The sequence below is a fragment of the Mesorhizobium sp. M1307 genome (assembly GCF_040318155.1).
Classification (GTDB): domain Bacteria; phylum Pseudomonadota; class Alphaproteobacteria; order Rhizobiales; family Rhizobiaceae; genus Mesorhizobium.
In genome coordinates this window covers 77,458-99,107 of sequence record NZ_JAMYLR010000008.1, presented here as the reverse complement: position 1 = coordinate 99,107, position 21,650 = coordinate 77,458, and the positions used below count along the sequence as shown (strand labels likewise).

The 21,650-nt window shown below is 62.6% G+C and carries 19 protein-coding genes; 1 reads left to right on the top strand and 18 read right to left on the bottom strand.

Annotated elements, in window-relative coordinates; translation table 11 throughout:
• Window positions 1-44 precede the first annotated feature (44 nt).
• The 9 genes from pnp to rimP all read right to left on the bottom strand — a co-directional run bounded on the left by pnp (window position 45) and on the right by rimP (window position 11,317).
• Entirely contained in the window at window positions 45-2,192 is a 2,148-nt protein-coding gene (pnp, locus tag NKH16_RS12560; protein ID WP_352899654.1) for a polyribonucleotide nucleotidyltransferase, read from the bottom strand.
• 407 nt (window positions 2,193-2,599) lie between these two features.
• Window positions 2,600-2,911, bottom strand: a complete 312-nt coding sequence (gene rpsO / locus NKH16_RS12555; protein ID WP_280940423.1) for a 30S ribosomal protein S15 — start codon at window positions 2,909-2,911, stop codon at window positions 2,600-2,602.
• Between the two features lie 140 nt (window positions 2,912-3,051).
• Window positions 3,052-4,146 (bottom strand): magnesium/cobalt transporter CorA, encoded by a 1,095-nt coding sequence (corA, locus tag NKH16_RS12550; protein ID WP_352899651.1) that lies wholly within the window; start codon window positions 4,144-4,146, stop codon window positions 3,052-3,054.
• Between the two features lie 134 nt (window positions 4,147-4,280).
• Window positions 4,281-5,240, bottom strand: coding sequence for a tRNA pseudouridine(55) synthase TruB (gene truB / locus NKH16_RS12545; RefSeq protein WP_352899648.1), 960 nt, complete (start codon window positions 5,238-5,240; stop codon window positions 4,281-4,283).
• A complete protein-coding gene (gene rbfA / locus NKH16_RS12540) occupies window positions 5,240-5,665 on the bottom strand; it encodes a 30S ribosome-binding factor RbfA (RefSeq protein WP_352448604.1) in 426 nt (141 codons plus the stop codon). Before rbfA ends, truB begins: the two co-directional genes overlap by 1 nt.
• Window positions 5,666-5,788: 123 nt before the next feature.
• Entirely contained in the window at window positions 5,789-8,356 is a 2,568-nt protein-coding gene (gene infB, locus NKH16_RS12535; RefSeq protein WP_352448603.1) for a translation initiation factor IF-2, read from the bottom strand.
• Window positions 8,353-9,003 (bottom strand): RNA-binding protein, encoded by a 651-nt coding sequence (locus NKH16_RS12530; protein ID WP_352448602.1) that lies wholly within the window; start codon window positions 9,001-9,003, stop codon window positions 8,353-8,355. The genes infB and NKH16_RS12530 overlap by 4 nt, the downstream gene beginning before the upstream one ends.
• Window positions 9,004-9,041: 38 nt before the next feature.
• Window positions 9,042-10,637, bottom strand: a complete 1,596-nt coding sequence (gene nusA / locus NKH16_RS12525; RefSeq protein ID WP_023676901.1) for a transcription termination factor NusA — start codon at window positions 10,635-10,637, stop codon at window positions 9,042-9,044.
• Between the two features lie 47 nt (window positions 10,638-10,684).
• Window positions 10,685-11,317: a ribosome maturation factor RimP gene (gene rimP / locus NKH16_RS12520; RefSeq protein WP_023676900.1), complete on the bottom strand. Its 633-nt coding sequence runs from the start codon at window positions 11,315-11,317 to the stop codon at window positions 10,685-10,687.
• Window positions 11,318-11,564: 247 nt separating this feature from the next.
• On the opposite strand from rimP, the gene NKH16_RS12515 reads away from it, so the two are divergent.
• A complete protein-coding gene (locus tag NKH16_RS12515) occupies window positions 11,565-11,762 on the top strand; it encodes a hypothetical protein (RefSeq protein WP_352455155.1) in 198 nt (65 codons plus the stop codon).
• A gap of 60 nt (window positions 11,763-11,822) precedes the next feature.
• On the opposite strand, the gene trmB is transcribed toward NKH16_RS12515, so the two are convergent.
• The 9 genes from trmB to olsA form a co-directional block, all read right to left on the bottom strand.
• Complete coding sequence (gene trmB / locus NKH16_RS12510) at window positions 11,823-12,524, bottom strand: tRNA (guanine(46)-N(7))-methyltransferase TrmB (protein WP_352899644.1); 702 nt, start codon at window positions 12,522-12,524, stop codon at window positions 11,823-11,825.
• An 11-nt stretch (window positions 12,525-12,535) separates the two neighbouring features.
• Window positions 12,536-13,825: a methionine adenosyltransferase gene (gene metK / locus NKH16_RS12505; RefSeq protein WP_023676896.1), complete on the bottom strand. Its 1,290-nt coding sequence runs from the start codon at window positions 13,823-13,825 to the stop codon at window positions 12,536-12,538.
• Window positions 13,826-14,155: 330 nt separating this feature from the next.
• Window positions 14,156-14,575, bottom strand: a complete 420-nt coding sequence (locus tag NKH16_RS12500) for a helix-turn-helix domain-containing protein (protein WP_023676895.1) — start codon at window positions 14,573-14,575, stop codon at window positions 14,156-14,158.
• 137 nt (window positions 14,576-14,712) lie between these two features.
• On the bottom strand, window positions 14,713-16,299 hold the full coding sequence (lnt, locus tag NKH16_RS12495; RefSeq protein WP_352470063.1) for an apolipoprotein N-acyltransferase: 1,587 nt from the start codon (window positions 16,297-16,299) through the stop codon (window positions 14,713-14,715).
• 377 nt (window positions 16,300-16,676) lie between these two features.
• Window positions 16,677-17,750 carry a hemolysin family protein gene (locus NKH16_RS12490; protein ID WP_352613880.1) on the bottom strand — a complete coding sequence of 358 codons (1,074 nt, stop codon included), beginning with the start codon at window positions 17,748-17,750 and terminating at the stop codon, window positions 16,677-16,679.
• A 28-nt stretch (window positions 17,751-17,778) separates the two neighbouring features.
• Entirely contained in the window at window positions 17,779-18,276 is a 498-nt protein-coding gene (gene ybeY, locus NKH16_RS12485) for an rRNA maturation RNase YbeY (RefSeq protein WP_352541254.1), read from the bottom strand.
• A gap of 17 nt (window positions 18,277-18,293) precedes the next feature.
• Window positions 18,294-19,343 (bottom strand): PhoH family protein, encoded by a 1,050-nt coding sequence (locus NKH16_RS12480; protein WP_352455111.1) that lies wholly within the window; start codon window positions 19,341-19,343, stop codon window positions 18,294-18,296.
• Window positions 19,344-19,369: 26 nt separating this feature from the next.
• Window positions 19,370-20,779: a tRNA (N6-isopentenyl adenosine(37)-C2)-methylthiotransferase MiaB gene (miaB, locus tag NKH16_RS12475; protein WP_352680493.1), complete on the bottom strand. Its 1,410-nt coding sequence runs from the start codon at window positions 20,777-20,779 to the stop codon at window positions 19,370-19,372.
• A 63-nt stretch (window positions 20,780-20,842) separates the two neighbouring features.
• Complete coding sequence (olsA, locus tag NKH16_RS12470; RefSeq protein WP_352899639.1) at window positions 20,843-21,643, bottom strand: lyso-ornithine lipid O-acyltransferase; 801 nt, start codon at window positions 21,641-21,643, stop codon at window positions 20,843-20,845.
• Between the last annotated feature and the right edge of the window lie 7 nt (window positions 21,644-21,650).

Sequence of the window (21,650 nt, the reverse complement as noted above, 5' to 3'; positions counted from 1 at the left end):
CGCGACCTTCCGGCGCGCCCGCTTCGATTGCATAGTAGATCAGCTTAGGCGGCGTTTTCTTCGCCTTCGCTCTTCTTGTCGCGCACGATTTCCTTGCCGGTGGCCTGGTCGACGACCTTCATCGACAGGCGGACCTTGCCGCGCTCGTCGAAGCCCATCAGCTTGACCCAGACCTTGTCGCCTTCCTTGACCACATCGGAGGTCTTGGCGACGCGGTCATTGGCGAGTTGCGAGATGTGGACGAGGCCGTCACGCGGACCGAAGAAATTGACGAAAGCGCCGAAGTCGGCGGTCTTGACGACCGTGCCTTCGTAGATTTCACCGACTTCCGGCTCGGCGACGATGGTGTGTATCCACTTCTTCGCCGCCTCGATCTCCTTGGCATTGGCCGAGGCGATCTTGACGGTGCCGTCGTCCTCGATGTTGATCTTGGCGCCGGTCTTTTCGACGATCTCGCGGATGACCTTGCCGCCCGAGCCGATCACGTCGCGGATCTTGTCGGTCGGGATGTGCATGACCTCGATGCGCGGCGCGAACTCGCCGAGCTCGGCACGTGCGCCGGACAGCGCGTGGGCCATTTCGCCGAGAATGTGCTGACGGCCATCCTTGGCCTGGTCGAGGGCGATCTTCATGATCTCCTCGGTGATGCCCTCGATCTTGATGTCCATCTGCAGCGAGGTGATGCCGTAGGCGGTGCCGGCAACCTTGAAGTCCATGTCGCCGAGGTGGTCCTCGTCGCCAAGAATGTCGGAGAGCACGGCGAAGCGCCCGCCTTCCTTGATCAGGCCCATTGCAATACCGGCGACCGGCTTGGCCAGCGGCACGCCCGCGTCCATCAGAGCCAGCGAGGTGCCGCAGACGGTAGCCATCGACGACGAGCCGTTGGACTCGGTGATCTCCGAAACGACGCGCAACGTATAGGGGAACTGGTCGGCGGTCGGAAGCATCGGCCGGATGGCGCGCCAGGCGAGCTTGCCATGGCCGATTTCGCGGCGGCCCGGCGAACCCATGCGGCCGGTTTCACCGACCGAATAGGGAGGGAAGTTGTAGTGCAGGAGGAACTTCTCCTTGTACATGCCGGTCAACGAATCGACATACTGCTCGTCCTCGCCGGTGCCGAGCGTGGCGACGACCAATGCCTGGGTCTCGCCGCGAGTGAACAGCGCCGAGCCGTGCGTGCGCGGCAGGATGCCGACTTCCGAGACGATCTTGCGGACCGTCTTCAGGTCGCGGCCGTCGATGCGCGAGCCGGTGTCGAGGATGTTCCAGCGCACGACCTTGGCCTGGAGTTCCTTGAACACGGTGCCGATCTGTTCGGACGTGTATTTGGCCTCTTCGCCTTCTGCCGGCGCGAACGCGGCCTTGACCTTCGCCTTGACGGCGTCGACGGCGGCATAGCGCTTTTGCTTGTCGGTGATCTTGTAGGCGTCGCGAAGCTCGCCTTCGACGATCTTGAGCATCTCGGCTTCAAGTGCGGAATAGTCCGGCGCGGTGAAGTCGCGCGGGTCCTTTGCCGCGACTTCAGCCAGCTTGATGATCGCGTCGATCACCGGCTGGAAGCCCCTGTGGCCGAACATGACGGCGCCGAGCATAAGGTCCTCGCCGAGTTCCTTGGCTTCGGACTCGACCATCAGCACGGCGTCGGCGGTGCCGGCGACGACCAGGTCGAGCTTCGATTCCTGCATCTCGTCGACATGCGGGTTGAGCACATATTCGCCGTTGATGTAGCCGACGCGGGCGCCGCCAACCGGGCCCATGAACGGCACGCCGGACAAGGTCAGGGCGGCGGAGGTGGCGACGATCGACAGGATGTCCGGGTCATTTTCGAGATCGTGCTGGACGACGGTGACGACGATCTGGGTGTCGTTCTTGTAGCCTTCGGCGAAGAGCGGCCGGATCGGGCGGTCGATCAGGCGGGAAACCAGCGTTTCCTTCTCGCTCGGACGGCCTTCACGCTTGAAATAGCCACCCGGGATCTTGCCGGCCGCGTAAGTCTTCTCCTGGTAGTTGACCGTCAGCGGGAAGAAATCGAGGCCGGGTTTCGGCTCTTTCATCGAGACGACGGTGGCGAGAACCTTGGTTTCGCCGTAGGTGGCCAGCACCGCGCCATCAGCCTGACGTGCGATCTTGCCGGTTTCGAGAATGAGCGGACGGCCGCCCCATTCGATTTCCACTTTGTGGTAATTGAACATGTCTTGTCCTTCGTATGCGGAAAGGGCCGCGCCGTTTCAGCGTGCGCGGATGCCCCTTTCCCTTGGCTTCCTTTCTCGGGCAGCCACGGGCAAGACAACGGGAAGCTCGGCTATTCAGCGCATTTGCCGCACGAGCGTCCTGCAATCCTGCCCCATGACCGTCCATGGGCGGTTTCGAGCGGCCCTCTGCTGTTTCGAAACCGGGTTGGCCAATCGATCCGAGTGGCCTTGCGCGTGAACCCGAAAACCAGGTTTTCGGAAAATATCCTGCGCAAATCTAAACTTCAGAGCGTCCTTTGCGCATCCAAACCGATGCGCGGCGCTCTACTTCCTTCATGGAGCCTTGGATGACCCGATGCTCCAATGCGCGACCGGCGGGCTCTCGAAAGAACCCGCCGGTCAATTCGTCAACGGCGCAGACCGAGCTTCTCGATCAGCGTCTGATAGCGCGCGTCGTCCTTGCGCTTGAGATAATCAAGCAGGCTGCGGCGCTGGGAAACGAGAGCAAGCAGACCACGGCGGGAATGGTTATCCTTCTTGTGGTCCTTGAAATGGTCGGTCAGGTTCTTGATGCGCTCCGAAAGGATGGCCACCTGGACTTCCGGAGACCCGGTATCGCCCTTGGCGGTTGCGAATTCGCCCATCAATTCCTTCTTGCGTTCGGCAGTAATCGACATCGTGTTTTTCCTTGTCTGTTTGAGGAAACGGGACGCCCTCAGCCGGGATGTCGTCCAGCAGGGGCCGGTGCAAGCAACGCGTCAAAGCGCGAGGCTGCGGCGCATATAGTGCAATTCCGACAAAAAGGCCAGCCTAATTCACAAGCCGGCTTTTTGCTGCATAAACGGGCACTTCCGCCTAGTCAGAGCCATTTCTTCCATTTGAAGTACGCAAAGAGCCCGACCGCAACAAGCGCCATGAAGACGAGCGACAGGGGATAGCCGTAATAGGCTTTCAGCTCCGGCATGTTCCAGGGCGAGGTGTCGGGGTCGAAATTCATGCCCCACACGCCGACGAGAAAGGTAAGCGGCATGAAGATCACCGAGACGATCGTCAGATAGCTGATGACGTCGTTGGTGCGCGCCTGGCTGAACGACAAGTGCATCTCGATCAGGCCGGTCAGCATGTCGCGCTGGGTTTCGACCAGTTCGATCAATCGCAGCGAATGATCGAGCGTGTCGTTCAGAAATATCTTGGTTTCGGCCTTCACATAAGAGACGTCGTTGCGGATCATGGTCGCCAGCGCGTCGCGCATCGGCCAAAGCACGCCCTTCAGCACATTGGCATCGCGCCGCAATTCGTGAAGCTGCCGCATCTGATGCTTGTGCGCCTGGTTCAGCATTTGGTCCTCAATGCTGTCGACCAATTCGCCGGCAGCCTCGATCGGCGGGAAATAGCTGTCGACGATGGCGTCGATCAAAGCATAGGCGAGATAGTCGGCGCCGCGCGAGCGCAAGCGGTTGGGCACCGAGCTTGCGATCCGCTTGCGTACGGGATCGAACGGGTCGCCTTCGCGCTCCTGAAAGGTGACGACGAAGTTCCTGCCGAAGAAGACGGCGATCTGTTCGTAGCGATGCGCGGTGACATCGTCGATCATCCTGACGACGACAAAGGCATGGTCCTCGAAGAAATCCACCTTCGGCCGCTGGCCGGTGTTGACGACATCTTCCAGCGCCAACGGATGCAGGTTGAAGATCCGGCCGATCTCCTCGATCAGCTGGATGTTGGCGAGGCCTGTGCAATCGAGCCAGATAACCGGCCAATTGTGGCAATAGGTGTTGACGTCGTCGATGCTGGCATTGTCGATGGTCTTGAACTTTTCGGGCGAGATCAATGTCAGCCTGAGCTCGGAACGGCGTGCCGCCGGGTCGGCGATCAGCGTGCCGGGCGAGGCCCCGACGGGCGGCCTCCGTGTTTTGAGCGCCGCTCGTTTGTTGACCGTGTCAGCCTTTGCCATGTGCCCCCTCGAATGCAGCGTCGGTGCCGCGCATCCCTTCGGACGGCAAACGACGCCGTCGCCCTGTTGATTTAGCGCATGATCCTTTCCCAAAATAGAATCCGGTTTGGAGATCATGCGCCGGGCGACAGCTGTTACCCGACAAAGACCCGTTTTGGCTTGAACATGCCTTGCTCGATGGCGCCGATGGCGACCAGCTTGCCGCGCGCGGTGGCGCAGGCCTCCTCCGCTTCTACCGGCGCGTCACGGCCGCGAATGATGACCGGATTGCCGAGGCGGATTTTGGTTGCCGCATCGTCGCTGATCGCGACCTGCGGCAAGCATTCGAGCGCCGCGGCGGTGTCGACCAGAAGTGCATCGATGGCACCGAAGTCGATCGGCGCGTCCGCTGTTTGCGAGCCTTCCTCGCTCTGTTCGCCGAAGCGGGCGGCTTCCAGCTCGGCCAAGGTGACGAAATCTTCCTGCGTGAACGGCTCGACCTCGACCCGCCGCAGCTCGGCGATGTGACCAAAACAGCCAAGGTCGCGCCCCATGTCGCGCGCCAGCGAGCGGACATAGGTGCCCTTGCCGCATTCGACCTCGAAGATGGTGCGATCGGCCATGTGCTCGACCAGATCGAGCCGGCCGATCTCAACCTCGCGTGGCGGAATGTCGATCGTCTCGCCATCGCGGGCAAGGTCGTAGGCGCGCTCGCCGGCGATCTTGATCGCCGAAAATTGCGGCGGCGTCTGCATGATGACGCCGTTATATTTCGAAAGCAGCGCCCGTACGTCGGCTTCCGCCGGACGGCGGTCCGAGCTTTTGGTCGTCGGGCCTTCGAGGTCGTCGGTCGAACGCTCCTCGCCCCAGGCAACCGTGAAGCGGTAGACCTTGGCGCCGTCCTGGACGTATGGCACGGTCTTGGTCGCTTCGCCGAGCGCGATCGGCAACATGCCGGACGCCAGCGGGTCGAGCGTGCCGGCATGGCCGGCTTTTTCCGCCTGGAACAGCCATTTGATCTTGGAGACGGCTTCAGTCGAGCCCATGCCGACCGGCTTGTCCAGTACCAGCCAGCCCGAGATCGGCCGGCCCTTCTTCTTGCCGCGACGCGCCACTATTCGCTGTCCTTCCGGTCGTCTTTGTCTTTGTCGTCGGCGCTGAGATCGCGCGCCACTTCGGGCGAGTGCAGCAATTCGTTGATCTTCTGGAAATTGTCGTAGCTGGTGTCGAGCCGGAAGCGGAATTCCGGCATGTACTTCATCTGCCGCAGCGCGCCGGAGACACGGCCGCGGACGAACTTCGCATGCTTGTTGAGCGCTTCGACCACCACGCCGGCATCCTTGGCGCCAAGCGGCGAGACGAAGGCGGTGGCGATCTTCAGATCGGGCGACATGCGCACTTCCGAGACCGAAACCACCGTGTTCTCGATCAGCGGATCGAGGATCTCGCCGCGCTGCAAGGTCTCGGACAGCGCATGGCGCACCTGCTCGCCGACACGCAGCATGCGCTGGGATGGGCCTGATGTGATTGAACGGGGCATTTTTCTCTATCCTGAAATCGTGGGGCGCGGGATAGGACCGCACCACATGTCTCATATGGTTTGGGCGGCGGTCTTTCGACCACCGCCCGGTCTCGATGGATGCCCGAACTCGAACGTTCGAGCTCAGAGCGTCCTGGTCACCATCTCGACGCGGAAGCACTCGATGACGTCGCCGACGCGCATGTCCTCGTAGTTCTGGAAGGCCATGCCGCATTCCTGGCCGCCCGGAACTTCCGAAACCTCGTCCTTGAAGCGCTTCAGGGTCTTCAGCGTGCCTTCGTGGATGACGACGTTGTCGCGGATCAGGCGCACGCCCGCACCACGCTCGACCTTGCCTTCGGTGACACGGCAGCCGGCGATCTTGCCGACCTTGGTGATGTCGAAGATCTCGAGGATCTCGGCATTGCCGATGAAGGTCTCGCGCCGCTCCGGCGAGAGTAGGCCGGAAAGAGCCGCTTTCACATCATCGACCAGATTGTAGATGATCGAATAGTAGCGGATCTCGATGCCTGCCGCAGCCGCGGCTGCGCGGGCCTGCGCATTGGCGCGAACGTTGAAGCCGATGATCGCAGCCCCCGAAGTTTCCGCCAGCGACACGTCGCTTTCGGTAATGCCGCCAGCCCCCGCATGGACGATGCGGGCGCGCACCTCGTCGGTGCCGAGATTGTCCAGCGCTGCGTTGATCGCCTCGATCGAGCCCTGCACGTCGCCCTTGATGACCAGCGGGAATTCCTTCAGTCCGCTCGTCTGCAACTGCGACATCATCTGTTCAAGCGAGCCGCGCTGGCCGGCATGCCTGGCCACCGCCTTCTCACGCGCCAGACGCTGGCGATATTCGGTGATCTCGCGGGCGCGGGCTTCGTTGTTGACCACGGCGAAGCGGTCGCCGGCCTGCGGCGTACCTTGCAGACCGAGGACTTCCACCGGGATTGCCGGCGGCGCTTCCTTGACCTGCTCGCCGCGATCATCGATGAGCGCGCGTACCCGGCCCCATTCGTTGCCGGCGACGAGAATGTCGCCCGGCATCAACGTGCCGGTCTGCACCAGCACGGTAGCGACTGGGCCGCGGCCCTTGTCGAGCTGGGCTTCGATGACCACGCCTTCGGCGGTGCGGTCCGGATTGGCCTTCAGGTCGAGGATTTCGGCCTGCAGCAGGATCGCTTCGAGCAACTTGTCGAGATTGATGCCCTTGGTCGCCGACACCTCGACATCCAGCACCTCGCCGCCCATGGATTCGACGAACACCTCGTGGCGCAGCAGTTCCGAACGCACCTTCTGCGGGTCGGCGTCATGCTTGTCGATCTTGTTGATCGCCACAATGATCGGAACGCCGGCCGCCTTGGCGTGATTGATCGATTCGATCGTCTGCGGCATGACGCTGTCGTCAGCTGCCACCACGAGGATGGCGATATCGGTCGCCTGGGCACCGCGGGCACGCATCGCCGTGAAGGCGGCATGGCCGGGCGTGTCGATGAAGGTAATCTTGTGACCGTTCTTCTCGACCTGATAGGCGCCGATATGCTGGGTAATGCCGCCGGCCTCGCCGGAGACGACGTTGGCATTGCGGATGGCATCGAGCAACGAGGTCTTGCCGTGATCGACATGGCCCATGATCGTTACCACCGGCGGACGCGGCTGCAGATCCTCGGGACGATCGGCGATGTTGAACAAGCCCTCTTCGATGTCGGACTCGGCGACGCGGCGGACCGTGTGGCCAAATTCGGTGGCGACGAGTTCGGCCGTGTCGGCGTCGATGACGTCACCAGGCTTCAGGATCTGGCCCTGCTTCATGAAGAACTTGACCACGTCGACAGCGCGCTCGGACATGCGCTGCGCTAGCTCCTGGATGGTGATGGTTTCGGGCAGGATCACTTCACGCATGACTTTCTCGCGTGGCTCGTTATGCAACGCGCGCTTGAATTTCTCCTGACGGCGGCGCATCGACGAGAGCGAGCGGGCGCGCGCATCCTCGTCGGAAAGTGCCGAATTCAGCGTCAGCTTGCCGCGGCGGCGGTCTTCCTCGCCCTTCGTCGGTTTGGCCGGACGCGCCACTTCCGGCGTGACCAGACGGCGCACTGGTGCGCCGGCACCGGTCCGCTTCGGTTTGACCTCTTCCTCGTCATCGACTGTTGCCAGTTCGGCGGCGAGCGGCGCACGGCGGCGCGCCTCTTCCTCGGCACGGCGGCGGGATTCGGCCTCGGCTTGCAGCCGTGCCTCTTCCTCGGCCTGACGGCGAGCCGATTCCTCGCGCTCGCGGCGGCGGCGCTCTTCGTCCTCGCTGCGGCGCTTGGCTTCCTCGATGGCGCGCTGGCGATCCTCGACATCGCGGACCTTCGAGCCCTCGAGAGCCCGGCGGCGTGCTTCCATTTCCTGGCGCGACAACTCGTTCAGCACCATGCCGCCGCGTTCGACCGGCGGCGGAGGGGGAGGCGCCTTGGGAGCTTCCTGCACGGCAGGCGCTGCCGCGACCGGCTTCGGCGTGAAGACAGACACAGGCGCTGCCGCCGGCTCCGGCTTGTCGCCGGGCAGCGAGAACTTGCGCTTCTTGGTCTCGACGACCACCGACTTGGTGCGGCCGTGCGAGAAGTTCTGGCGCACCGTGCCCTGTTCCATACCGGGGCGCTTCAGCGTCAAGGTCTTCTTCGGCGTAACACTCAGCGTCTTGTCGTCGCCCGATTTCGTATCGCTCATTCCATATCCTCTGCGGCATCATCTTCGTCAGCAACGGCCGCAAGCATTGCCAGATCGTCCGGGGAACCGCCCCGATATCGGTCGAGCGCAACCATGCGCTTCTGGACCGCCCTGCCCGCGTCTCCCGCGAGAACGGCAGCATGTATCACATTTGTACCCCCCAATGCCAAGCTCAACTCGGCCTCGGAGAAAAGTTTGTAAGCGCGGATCGCAGGCCCGCCGAGGTGGACGGTTGCCCGTCGCGCCTGGCTTATCTTGCGGACGCCATCGTCGGAAGCCTCGGTCGCGTGGAGCACGAAAAGTGCAAGTCCGCCGCGCACGGCGCTCTCGACCTTGGTCGCTCCGAGCGCTATGGCGCCCGCCTTGCGGGCCAGGCCAAGCATGCCCAGAGCGGACCTGGAAAGCAGCGCGTCGACCATGCCGCCAAAATCGGCCGGCACGCTCACCTGCGCCTTAAAAGCACGGGCAAACAGGTTTTTGGCCGCTGCCTTTTCTATATGTAGGCGGTCGGCCGTCACCCAGCAACCGCGGCCGGGCAGGTTTCTCTTGATGTCCGGAACGACGGCCGAATCCGGGCCGACGACGAAACGGATCAGTTCATCCGGTTCGGCTTGCCTGCGGGTGACGATGCAGGTGCGATCGTTCATCTCGTCCAAGGGCGGGTTCGGTGCGATGCGGTTTCACCTCACGCACCGACGGTTTCGTCAGCCGGCACGCCCTCGGCGGCAAGCTCGTCTTCGGTGATCCAGCCAGCCTTCAGGCGAGCGGCCAGGACCATCTGCTCGGCATCGGCGCGTGATACGCCGTGGTTGGCGAGCACACCCGGGAATACCTTCGTCTCGCCGTCCTTGCGTTCCTTCCAACCGGTCAGGTCGTCGGCGGCGTAGCCGGCGAAATCCTCGATCGTCTTCACGCCGTCCTCGCCGAGCGTCACCATCATGGCGGTGGTGATGCCGGGAATCTCGCGCAGCTCGTCCTTGACGCCGAGCGCCTTGCGCTTCTCGTCATGCTCGGCTTCGATCTTCTCCAGATATTCGCGGGCGCGGGTCTGGATTTCCGAAGCCGTGTCCTCGTCGAAGCCGTCGATCGACGCGATTTCGCCGGAGTCGACATACGCGACCTCCTCGACGCTGGTGAAGCCTTCGGAAGCGAGCACCTGGCCGACCATCTCGTCGACGTCGAGGGCTTCCATGAACAGCGACGACCGTTCGACGAATTCCTTCTGGCGGCGTTCGCTCTCTTCCTGCTCGGTCAGGATGTCGATATCCCAGCCGGTGAGCTGCGAGGCAAGACGGACGTTCTGGCCGCGGCGGCCGATGGCCAGCGACAGCTGATCGTCGGGAACGACGACCTCGATGCGCTCGGCATCCTCGTCGAGCACGACCTTGGCGACTTCCGCCGGCTGCAATGCATTGACAATGAAGGACGCCGCCGAAGGCGACCATGGAATGATGTCGATCTTCTCGCCCTGCAATTCACCGACGACCGCCTGGACGCGGCTGCCGCGCATACCGACGCAGGCACCGACCGGATCGATGGAGCTGTCGCGCGAGATGACAGCGATCTTGGCGCGCGAACCCGGATCGCGGGCGACTGACTTGATCTCGATGATGCCGTCGTAGATTTCCGGCACTTCCATGGTGAACAGCTTCGCCATGAACTGCGGATGGGTGCGCGACAGGAAGATCTGCGGGCCGCGCTGTTCGCGGCGCACGTCATAGACATAGGCACGGACGCGATCGCCATACTTGTAGTTTTCGCGCGGAATCAGCTCGTCGCGGCGGATGATCGCTTCGCCGCGGCCGAGATCGACGATGACGTTGCCGTATTCGACGCGCTTGACGGTACCGTTGACGATCTCGCCGATACGGTCCTTGTATTCGTCATATTGCCGGTCGCGCTCGGCCTCGCGCACCTTCTGCACGATGACCTGCTTGGCGGACTGGGCGGCGATGCGGCCAAAATCCATCGGCGGTAGCTGTTCGGCAATGAAATCGCCGAGCTGGGCGTCCGGATTGCGCTCGCGCGCCGAGGAAATGGCAATCTGCGTCGCGTAGTCATCGACCTTCTCGACCACTTCCATCAGCCGCTGCAGCTTCATCTCGCCGGTATTGGCATTGATGTCGGCGCGGATATTGGTTTCCTGGCCGTAGCGCGAGCGCGCGGCCTTCTGGATCGCATCGGCCATGGCGGCGATGACGATCGACTTGTCGATCGACTTTTCACGCGCGACCGCATCGGCGATCTGCAGCAGTTCAAGCCTGTTGGCGCTTACAACCATCTTCTTTCTCCCGAGCTTGTTGCCGACCCTTACGGCCGGCAGCCCAATCACATTTCCTGTTCGGTTTCGTCTTCCGCACCCTCTGGTGCGTCTTCGGGTTCGCCGCGGCGTTTCCTGGCTTCCTTGCGCGCCCGATTGTCCTTCGAGAGCGCATCGCGGATAAGGTCGTCGGTCAGAATCAGCCGCGCTTCGGCAATCGCATCGTAGGGAACACGTACCGTCGGCTCCTCGCCGTAAGCGGCCTTGTCACGCTCGATCAGCACACCGTCCGCGTCGCTTTCGGCGATCTTGCCCTTGAAGCGCTTACGGTCGGCGACGAGAACCGATGTTTCCATCTTCACCAGATGGCCGGTCCAGGCTGCAAAGTCCGATTTGCGGACCAGCGGCCGGTCGATGCCCGGCGACGACACTTCGAGATGATAAGCCTTCTCGATCGGATCATCGACATCGAGCGCCGGCGACACCGCCCGGCTGACCTCTTCACAATCCTCGACCGTCATGGTGCCGTCCTCGCGCTCGGCCATGATCTGCAGCGTCAGCCCGTTCTGGCCCGACAGGTGCACACGTACCAAGCGGAAGCCAATGGCGCGCAGTACCGGCTGAACGATCAGCGCGATGCGCGCATCGATGCCGCTTTCGCGGATGATGCGGTCGTCGCCTTCGCTTGCCGTCACTGTCATTCGGTCCTGTCACTCGATTTCTGTTGGTCGGCAGGTAATAAAAAAGAGCGGGACCGGGTGGACCCACTCTTCGTCATACCGACCAAGAATTTGAAGCTGATATAGACGATCGTGGTCCTCATTTCAAGCCCGTCCTGCATGACGGCAAGGCTCCGAGTCCGCAGCGCTGCGCCAAATGCATGGCGCCCATGCAGTGATCCCCCTTTGAGCACCGGCCACGCACGACTACCTATGTTGCATTGCACAATTGGAGCGCTCACTGCGCTCGAAAGGGTACCATCATGAACAATCGTGGATTTTTTCAGCCATAGGCGATGTCTTTAGCGTGTTCGGCAGCGCCGTAGCCGCGTCGCGGGCTGTGGAAAGCGGTCGCAAGCCGCGTGCGCATGATCTGCGCAATCTCGGCATGGAGCCGGCAGCCTTCGACAAGATCCGTCGCTTCTGAGCCAAGTGAGCGCCGAGAGCCTTCGGCCCGCTCGCCTTGTGCTCAGCTCTAATTTCCCGCTTATTTCCGCACGAAGGTGAGATAGGCGGGCCGTCGGCCTTCGCGAATGGCCTTGGCCTCATAGCGCGTCCCCGGCCAGCCATCATAGGGCCGGTGCCAGTCGGCTGCTTCGCTTGCCTGCCACGTAAAGGCGTCGTGCGCCCGGCAATGCAGGAGCGTCCAGTTCACATAGCTATCGATATCGGACGCAAAGTGGAACTTTCCGCCGCGCTTCAGGACGCGCGCGAAGCGGTCGAGATTGACCGGGCTGACGAAGCGCCGCTTCCAGTGCTTCTTCTTCGGCCACGGATCCGGATAGAGAAGATCAATGCCGTCAAGCGAAGCCTGCAGCAGCCAGTCCAGCAGACGTGTGGCGTCGTCGTCATAGACGCGCAGATTGGCAAGCGGCCGCTTCCGGACCGCCATCATCATCTTGGCCATGCCGTTGACGAAAGGCTCGACGCCGATAAAGCCGGTCGTCTGGCTGGCCGTAGCACGGTGCAGAAGATGTTCGCCGCCGCCAAAACCGATTTCGAGCTGGACAGCCGAAACTTCGGCTTCGAAAAGGCTGCGCAAGTCGGCCGGCGGTTCAACCGTCAGATCGAGCTTGTAGGCGGCGAAGCCGCTCTCCAGCGCCGCTGCCTGTTGTGGTCGAATGGTCTTGCCGCGCCGGCGACCGAAAAAGGCCTCGGTCGCACGGCTTGGCCGGTCCTTCGGATCCATAGGCGCCGCGGTTAGGCGGCGACTGCTTCGGCGACCGGTTCGGCGAGAGCGTCCTTGAGCGCCTTGGCGAGATCGGTCTTCTCCCAGGAGAAGGATCCATCGCGGCCGGCCTTGCGGCCAAAATGGCCGTAGGACGACGTCTTGGCATAGATCGGCTTGTTGAGATCGAGGTGGCGGCGGATGCCGGAAGGCGACAGGTCCATCACGGCGCGCAGTGCACGCTCGAGTTTTGCCTCGTCGACCTTGCCGGTGCCGTGCAGGTCGACGTAGATCGACAGCGGCTGGGCGACACCGATCGCATAGGAAAGCTGGATGGTGCAGCGATCGGCGAGCTTTGCGGCAACCACGTTCTTGGCGAGATAACGCGCCGCATAGGCCGCCGAGCGGTCGACCTTGGTGGTGTCCTTGCCAGAAAAAGCGCCGCCGCCATGAGGCGCAGCCCCACCATAAGTGTCGACGATGATCTTGCGGCCGGTCAGGCCGGCGTCGCCATCAGGCCCGCCGATGACGAACTTGCCGGTCGGATTGATGTACCAGTTGCAATTGTCGGCAATCTTCAGGTCGCCCAGTGCTTCGCGAATATAGGGCTCGACGACGTTGCGCACCTTCTTCGAATCCCACGTCTCATCGAGATGCTGGGTCGACAGCACGATCTGCGTCACTTCCGCCGCTTTGCCGTCGACATAGCGGACGGTGACCTGGCTCTTGGCATCCGGCCCGAGCCTGCCGGCATCACCGCTGCCTTCATGGCGCGCAGCCGCCAGCAATTCGAGGATCTTGTGGCTGTAATAGATCGGCGCCGGCATCAGGTCCGGAGTTTCGCGGCAGGCATAGCCAAACATGATGCCCTGGTCGCCGGCTCCCTCCTCGCCTTGCCGGTCGGAGGCGTTGTCGACGCCTTGGCCGATATCCGGCGACTGGCCGTGCAGCAGGACCTCGATCTTGGCTGTCTTCCAGTGGAAGCCGGCCTGCTCGTAGCCGATTTCGCGGATCGCCTTGCGAGCGACCGACTTGAACTTGGCCGGGTTGACGATCGGATGGCCGGCCGCATCCTTCAGGACGTTGCCCTCCTTGTCCTTCTTGAGCAGCGTCTCGGGGACGCGCACCTCGCCGGCGATGACAACGCGATTGGTCGTCGCAAGCGTCTCGCAGGCAACGCGGACCTTCCACGGGTCCATGCCGGTCTTTCTGGCTTCGCGATAGACGAGATCGACAATCTCGTCGGAGATGCGGTCGCAGACCTTGTCGGGATGGCCCTCGGCAACGGATTCCGAGGTGAAGAAGTAATTGTGCCGCGTCACGGGTGTCCCCTCTTGAAAAAAATATCGGCAGGCCGCCGATTTTGGCGCGCCAGTTGTTAACGGTGCCGGGCGTCGCTCGTCAAGCCATGCAGCCGTTCTGGCATGAATTTTGACGTTATTATCTTTGCATCCCGAGACGGCGGCAGGGCGCACTGCGATCAGCCCTTGCACCAACAGACTGAGGAAAACGGCTTCCAGGAAGCGAGTCGAGCGAAATCGATCTGCGCTTTAGCGCATCTGCGGAATGAACATCCCTCAATGCGCGCAGCCGCGAGAAATTGCATGCCCAGCTACGACGAGCCCTTCCTTGTTGAACTCTTCACGGGCCAGTCAATCGACTTCGTCGGTGGAAAGCGACTTCACCAACTCGATGATCTTGCGGCGCACTTTCACATCGGCGATCTTGACGAAGGCGCGATTCAGCTGGAGGCCTTCCGGGCTGCCGCAGAATTCGACGGCGGAGGTCATCGAAGCATCCTCGGCAAATCCACGGTTGCCCACGGGCTCCTGACCGGGCGCATCCTCGAAAAAGAAGGCGACGGGGACGCCGAGTATGGAGGCGATTGCCTGCAAACGGCTGGCGCCGACGCGATTGGTGCCCTTTTCGTACTTTTGGATCTGCTGGAACGTTATGCCGAGGTTTTCACCCAGTTTTTCCTGGCTCATTCCCAGCATATTGCGGCGAAGCCGGATGCGGCTTCCGACGTGGATGTCGATCGGATTCGGCTTTTTCTTGTTTTCTTCTGTCATTTTTTCCTCGCCGAATTTTTCCGGCTTTTTCTATTTTGCTGCCCAAACGACGCCGCGGCCCGTGCCCCAACAGAACGACCTTATCGACTTCGAAAATTTTCAGGCGCTTACAGTATGAGTTTCTAATGTGTCGGCTGTCAATTCGCCCGTAGCCTTTGCCTTACGTTCAAAATGCATGCCGCAACGGCAAGCAAAAACATGATCAGCATTCCGTTAATGCGTCGTTGGCCGGATGAAACGATGGCTTGGTCGGAGATCGGCACACGCACATCGATCGCGCCGCGTGCATCGATTGCCAGCGCGTCGACGATGCGACCGCGCGGGTCGACAACGGCCGAAATGCCGTTATTAGCCGCGCGCAACAGGGGCACCCCATTCTCCACCGCCCGGATCTGCGCCTGCCTGAAGTGCTGGTACGGCCCCGGCGTGTCGCCGAACCAGGCGTCATTGGTGACGTTCACAATAAGCTCGGCTGACGTTGCGTCAACTGCGACCAGATCGGGAAAGATGACCTCATAGCAAATAAACGGCAGCGCCCGGATACCGCCGGGCAGCGCGATCGGATGCCGCTCATTGCCCGCCGCGAAGGTCATTGGACCGGCAACAAGCTGCTCAAGCCCGAAGCGGCCGAGCAGATCGGCAAAAGGCAGGTATTCGCCGAAGGGTACCAGGTGGACCTTGTCGACGGCATCGACGATTTCGCCTTTTTCGTCGATCGCCACCACAGAGTTGTAGTAACGGCTGCCGGCCGCCGAGCCGCCTTCTTCGCGAACGACGCCGGCGACCAGCATCTGGCCATCGCCGAGCATCTCTCCGATCGCAGGCAGGGCATCCGGACGTTCGGTGAACAGAAACGGCACGGAGGTCTCCGGCCACAGGATCAATTGCGGCCTGTCATGGCCGGGTTCCGGCGCCTTGGCCGAAAGCCCCATCATGGTGGCGAAGATGCGGTCACGCACCGAGGTATCCCATTTTTCCGTAAGGTCGACGGCAGGCTGCACGATACGGACGTCAAGGCTGCGGGCGGCCGGCTTTTCGGGGGCGGCGAGCCGGATATAGCCGAAGCCGGCATGGGCGGCGACGAGCACGACAAGCAATGCCGCGCCGAGGCGGAGATGCCGGCGCGCCGCAAGCAGCGCCGGCAGCGCAAAGACGAAGACCGCAAGCGCGTCCATGCCGACCATGCCGGTCACCGAGACGCTCTGCATCAGCAAAGGTACCGGCATCGCCGCATAGCCGACCGCATTCCACGGAAAGCCGGTGAACAGGAAGCCGCGCAGCCATTCCGCCAGCGCAAAGCCGAAGGCGAGCGCGGCGATGCGTCCGATGTCGTTGCTCCACAACAGCCGGGCGACCACGGCGGCGAAACCATAGAAGAAGGCGAGCGCGAGGGGGATGCCGACCACCGCGAACGGCAAGGCCCAGGCAAAGCTGTCGGCCTCGACCAGAAGCGCCGAGCCGACCCACCAGAGACCGGCAAGAAAGTAGCCGAAACCGAACCACCAGCCGATGGCGAAAGCCGGACGCAAGCGCCGCAGAAAACCGTCCGAGGCTTCGCCGGTCGCGCCGTCGAGGAGCCACACCAGCAGGGGAAACGAAACGAAACAGACGGCGAAGAAATCGTAAGGCGCCTGGGCAAGAACCGCCAGCGCGCCGGCAAGAAACGCCACCAACGCGCGCCGCCAGCCCCAAAGCAGAATTATCCGGCCGGCCTGGCGCTCCATCTATGCTTCCGAGTCGTGCGAATCAGGAAGCAAGATTTATCAGGCCGCGGCCTTGGCTCCAAATGGCGCCCAGCTGGGGCTGCCGAGCATTAACTTCGGCCTCGACCTTGGCAGACCTTGCCCAGCGATGCGATGATGCTGGTCGTCACGGGAGCACAATTCACTTGAAGCGACATTCGCTGCTCAATAGCGTTCTGGCCATGCTCATGGTTTCCGTCCCAAGTGCAGTCCTGCTGTTCGCGCTGGCTCGGCCTTGGAAAGGAACCCTTTCGGTGTCGGATCTTTGGACCGCATTCGCTGCAAGCCATGGTCCAGGGTTGGCTCTAACGGCCAGCTAAGACGCTAAACGGTTTCCACCGCTTGCCGAAACGCAGCGTCTAAGCCTGCTCGGTGCGGACGGCGCGGCGGCGGCGCTCGCCCTTCAGGGTCTCGACGATGCGCACGCGCTTGACGCGGCGCGGATCGGCGTCGAGCACATGGAACTCGAAGCCGGGTATGGCCTGCACCACTTCGCCGCGCGCCGGCACCCGGCCAAGCGTGTTGAAGATCATGCCGCCGATCGTGTCGACATATTCGCCGTGCTCGCCGGCGGCGAAATCCTCGCCGATCATCTTGGCGACGTCGTCGATCTCGGCCTTGCCGTCGACGATGAAGACGCCTTCGCCGGCCTGGGTAATCATCGGCTCGTCCTCGTCATGCTCGTCCTCGATGTCGCCGACCACCATCTCGACGATATCCTCGAGCGAGACGAGACCGTCAGTGCCGCCATATTCGTCGATGACCAGCGCCATCTGGGTGCGCGTCGTCTGCATTCGCCCCATCAGGTCGGAGGCGAGCATCGACGGCGGCACGAACAGCACCGGTCGGATCAGGCTGAGATCGCCGATGGTGCGCGCCAGATCGACCTGGGCGAGATCGAGAACCGTCGCGACCGGAGTTTTCCTGGTCGTCCTGCCCTTTCTGACGCGGGCGACCTTGGTGATATGCGCCAGCACGTCGCGGATATGGACCATGCCGCGCGGATCGTCGAGCGTCTCCGAATAGACCGGCATGCGGGAATGGCCGGACTGCTCGAACAACCCCAGAAGGTCGCCGAGCTTCGTGGTGATCTCGACCGCCTCGATGTCGGCGCGCGGCACCATGACGTCCTCGACCCGCACTTCGCGCAGGCGCAGGATGTTGTTGAGCATGGCGCGTTCGCCGGGCGAGAAGGATTCTGCATCGCTCGCCGTTTCGGCAAGCGCACCGGCAATCTCCTCGCGCAGGCTGGTGCCGTTGCGGTGCCTAAAAAGCCCGAGCACGCGATCGAACAGGGAAGGACCGGCAGGCGATGCCTCGCTGGCGAAGCTGCCGGTCGTGGTACTCGGACTCGAGCCCTCTTCCGTCGTTTCGGAAGGCTTGATCACACTGCCGGCGTCGGAGCGGGCGGCAGTCTCTGGTTTGTCGTTCATCATCGTCCGGTCAATTGGTCTTTTGTAATTACGTGTAGGGATCGGGAATGGCAAGCCTCGCAAGTGCTGCGCGCTCTGTCGCTTCCATCAGTTCCGCTTCGGCATCCGTTTCGTGATCATAGCCCAGCAAATGCAGCAGGCCATGGATGACGAGATGGGAGATATGGTCCTCGATGGGCTTGTCTTCCAGTGCCGCCTCGCGCGCGACAGTCTCGGCGGCCAGCACGATGTCGCCGAGCATCGGCGGCAGAGGCCCTCCCCTGGCAAACGGAAAAGCTGGAAAAGACAGGACGTTGGTCGGCTTGTCCTTGCCGCGCCAGCCGGCATTGAGCGTGCGGATACGGGCATCGTCGGAAAAGACGATGCTGAGCTCGGAACGGCCGTCGGCACCGGTTTCGGCAAAGGCGGCCGAGACGGCGTGGTCGACCAGCCGCATCAGCACCGCCTCGTCGGGCCAGTCGCCCGCCTCGATCGCGATATCGATTTCGACGGGAAGCGGTCCCCCCGCCTTTTGCTCCTCAGCCATGCGGCCGCATAATCGTATCAGCTTTCGACACCCAAACCCCTGGCCAGCTTGCCGTCCCGGTCGTAGGCCTTGACGATCTCGGCGACCAGCGGATGCCTGACGACGTCGCCTTCGTTGAAGCGGACCGTCACCATGCCGGTGACGCCGTCGAGGATTCTCAGCGCCTCGACCAGGCCGGATTTGGTGTTTGGCGGCAGATCGATCTGGGTCGGATCGCCGGTGACGATCATGCGCGAGTTCTCGCCGAGCCGGGTCAGGAACATCTTCATCTGCATCGGCGTGGTGTTCTGCGCCTCGTCGAGGATGACGGCAGCGTGCGCCAGCGTACGGCCGCGCATGAACGCCAGCGGCGCGATCTCGATGACCTCGGCGGCAATCGCCCGCTCGACCTTGTCGGCCGGCATCATGTCGTAGAGCGCGTCATAGAGCGGCCGCAGATAGGGATCGACCTTCTCCTTCATGTCACCCGGCAGAAAGCCAAGCCGTTCACCGGCCTCGACCGCGGGGCGCGACAGCACGATGCGTTCGACCATGCCGCGTTCGAGCAGCATTGCCGCATGCGCCACCGCCAGATAGGTCTTTCCGGTGCCGGCCGGGCCGATGCCGAAGACGAGTTCCGACCGCTCCAGCGCGCGCATATAGGCGTCCTGGTTGAGCGAGCGGGCATAGATCGTCTTCTTGCGCGTCGATATCTGGGCGGCGGACATCTTGCCCTTGCGCTCCAGCGTCGGCAGCGTCAGCTGGTCGTCGCTGGCGATCGCCATGCGCACGGCGCCGTCGACATCGGACTGGCCGATGTCGGTGCCTTTCTGCAGAATGCCGTAAAGATTGTCCAAGGCGCGGCGTGCCTGCTCGGCGGCCGAGGAAGAGCCCTTGATGGTCAATTGATTGCCGCGCGAGCGGATATCGACGCCGAGCTTCTGCTCGAGTCGGGCCAGATTCTCGTCGAACTGGCCGTAAAGGGCGCTGGCAAGCTTGTTGTTGTCGAAAGTCAGTACGATGTGCGCGATATCCGAGGCCCCCGAGGGTAGGTTCTGGGGCAGGTTCTTCACTTCAGCAGCGCTCAACCGTCTCTCCTCATCTGCCGAGACCTTCAGGCCAATTCGGCGAACAGGCTGTTGTAGCCCGTCTTCGTGATTCGTACCTGGATAATGTCACCGATTTCGCCGGCCTTTTCATCAACAATAACCGGCTGCAGCCAGGGCGAGCGGCCAACCTTCTGGCCGGCCTGGCGGCCCGGCTTTTCGATCAGCGTGTCGATGGTCCTGCCGATCAGGCTGGTGCCGAAATCCTGCTGCTGTTTCAGCAGCAGCGCCTGCAGCCGCTGCAGGCGCTCGTCCTTGACGGCCTCCGGCACGTGATCGCTCATCTCGGCGCCGGGCGTGCCGGGGCGCGGCGAATATTTGAACGAAAAGGCCGAGGCATAGTTGACGTCTTCGACCAACTGCATGGTCGCCTCGAAATCGGCTTCCGTCTCGCCGGGAAAGCCGACAATAAAATCGCCCGACAGTGCAATATCGTTCCGTGCGGCACGGATGCGGTCGATCAACGTCAGATAGTCTTTGGCCATATGCCTGCGGTTCATCGCCTTGAGTATGCGGTCGGAGCCGGACTGCACCGGTAAATGTAGATAGGGCATCAGCGTCGGCAAATCACGATGGGCGGCGATCAATTCATCGTCCATGTCGCGCGGATGACTGGTTGTGTAGCGCAGCCGCGCCAGGCCTGGAATCTCGGCCAGCCTGAACAGCAGCCGGCCAAGGCCCCATTCCTCGCCGTTTTCGCCTCTTCCATGCCAGGCATTGACGTTCTGGCCGAGCAGCGTCACCTCGCGCACGCCGGCATCTGCCAGGCGCTCGGCCTCGGCGACGATCTGTGCGACCGGCCGCGAGACTTCCGAGCCGCGCGTATAGGGCACGACACAGAAGGTGCAGAACTTGTCGCAGCCTTCCTGAACGGTCAAGAACGCCGTCACGCCGCGCCTGATCAGTTCGGCGCGCTTCGGCTGCGGCAGATACTCGAACTTGTCCTCGACGGCATAGTCGGTCTCGACGATCTTTTCGCCGCCACGCGCCCTCGCCAGCACACCGGGCAGCCGGTGGTAGGTCTGCGGGCCGATGACCAGGTCGACGGCCGGCGAGCGGCGGATGATCTCGGCACCCTCGGCCTGCGCCACGCAGCCGGCGACGCCGACCAGCATTTCGCGCCCGGCCTTTGCACGCTCGGCCTTCAACTCACGGATGCGCCCAAGTTCGGAATAGACTTTTTCCGCCGCTTTTTCGCGGATGTGGCAGGTGTTGAGCAGCACCAGATCGGCCTCGCCGATAGCGTCTGTCGCGGCATAGCCGTCGGCCGCCAGCGCATCGGTCATGCGCTGCGAATCGTAAACGTTCATCTGGCAGCCATAGGTCTTGACGAAGACCTTTCTGGTCGCGGCAGGCGGAACGACCAGGTTTTCGGCGGCAGCGCCGATGTCGTCGCGTTCTATCGTGTTCAATTCCATTTCGCGGCTTCTAGCGCCTTTCCCCGACAAAAAACAGACGAATCTGGCCGGGACCTGCGCAGCCTACCGGCTCGGACGCGGTTCGGCGAGCGCCGCCTGCACCATCTTGCGCACCTGGCGTTCCATCTGCTTTGCCGTCTCCTTGCGGCTTGAGCCCTTGGAGAAAGCAATCGCCTCGCCAAAATGCACCTCGACGTCGAGGGCGCCCTCGGCCATCAGCACCTTGAGGTGCGGCATCAGCTCCTCGTCGCCGATCCAGGCGGCAACCGGCCGATGCCGGCGGCCGAGCGGCACGCCATGCAGGCGCGTATAGACGATCGCCACCGGCTGGATGAAGACCTGTTCGGCCGCCCCTTCCGCAATCGCCATTGTAGCGGCGCCGAACAGCGTGCTCTTGAACGGCAGGATCATGTTGCCGTCGCCGGTCGAGCCTTCGGCAAACAGCACCATGGCGTCGCCATTGGCCATGCGGCCGGCGATCTCGCTCGCCTGGTCGCCCGACGAACGCTTACGCTCACGTTCGATGAATACCGTGCGCTGCAGCTTCGACAGCATGCCGATCAACGGCCAGCCGGCCATATCGGCCCTGGCGATGAACGTCACGTCGACCATCGACCCCAGCACCATGATGTCGGTCCAGGAGATGTGGTTGGCAGCAATCAGCAATGGGCGCCGGCCGGACAGCGCTCCCTTGACATGGATGCGCAGCCCCAGCGTCCTGACAATCATCCTGTGCCAGATTTTCAGGATGAAGGTCTCGCGCCAGAGCCCGGTCCGCATCGACAATATCTGCAGCGGCACAAGCACCAGCGAGCCGACGACAACCAGCCCCAGCGCCAGGAAAATCCTGATTTTTCCGATCATCCGCACC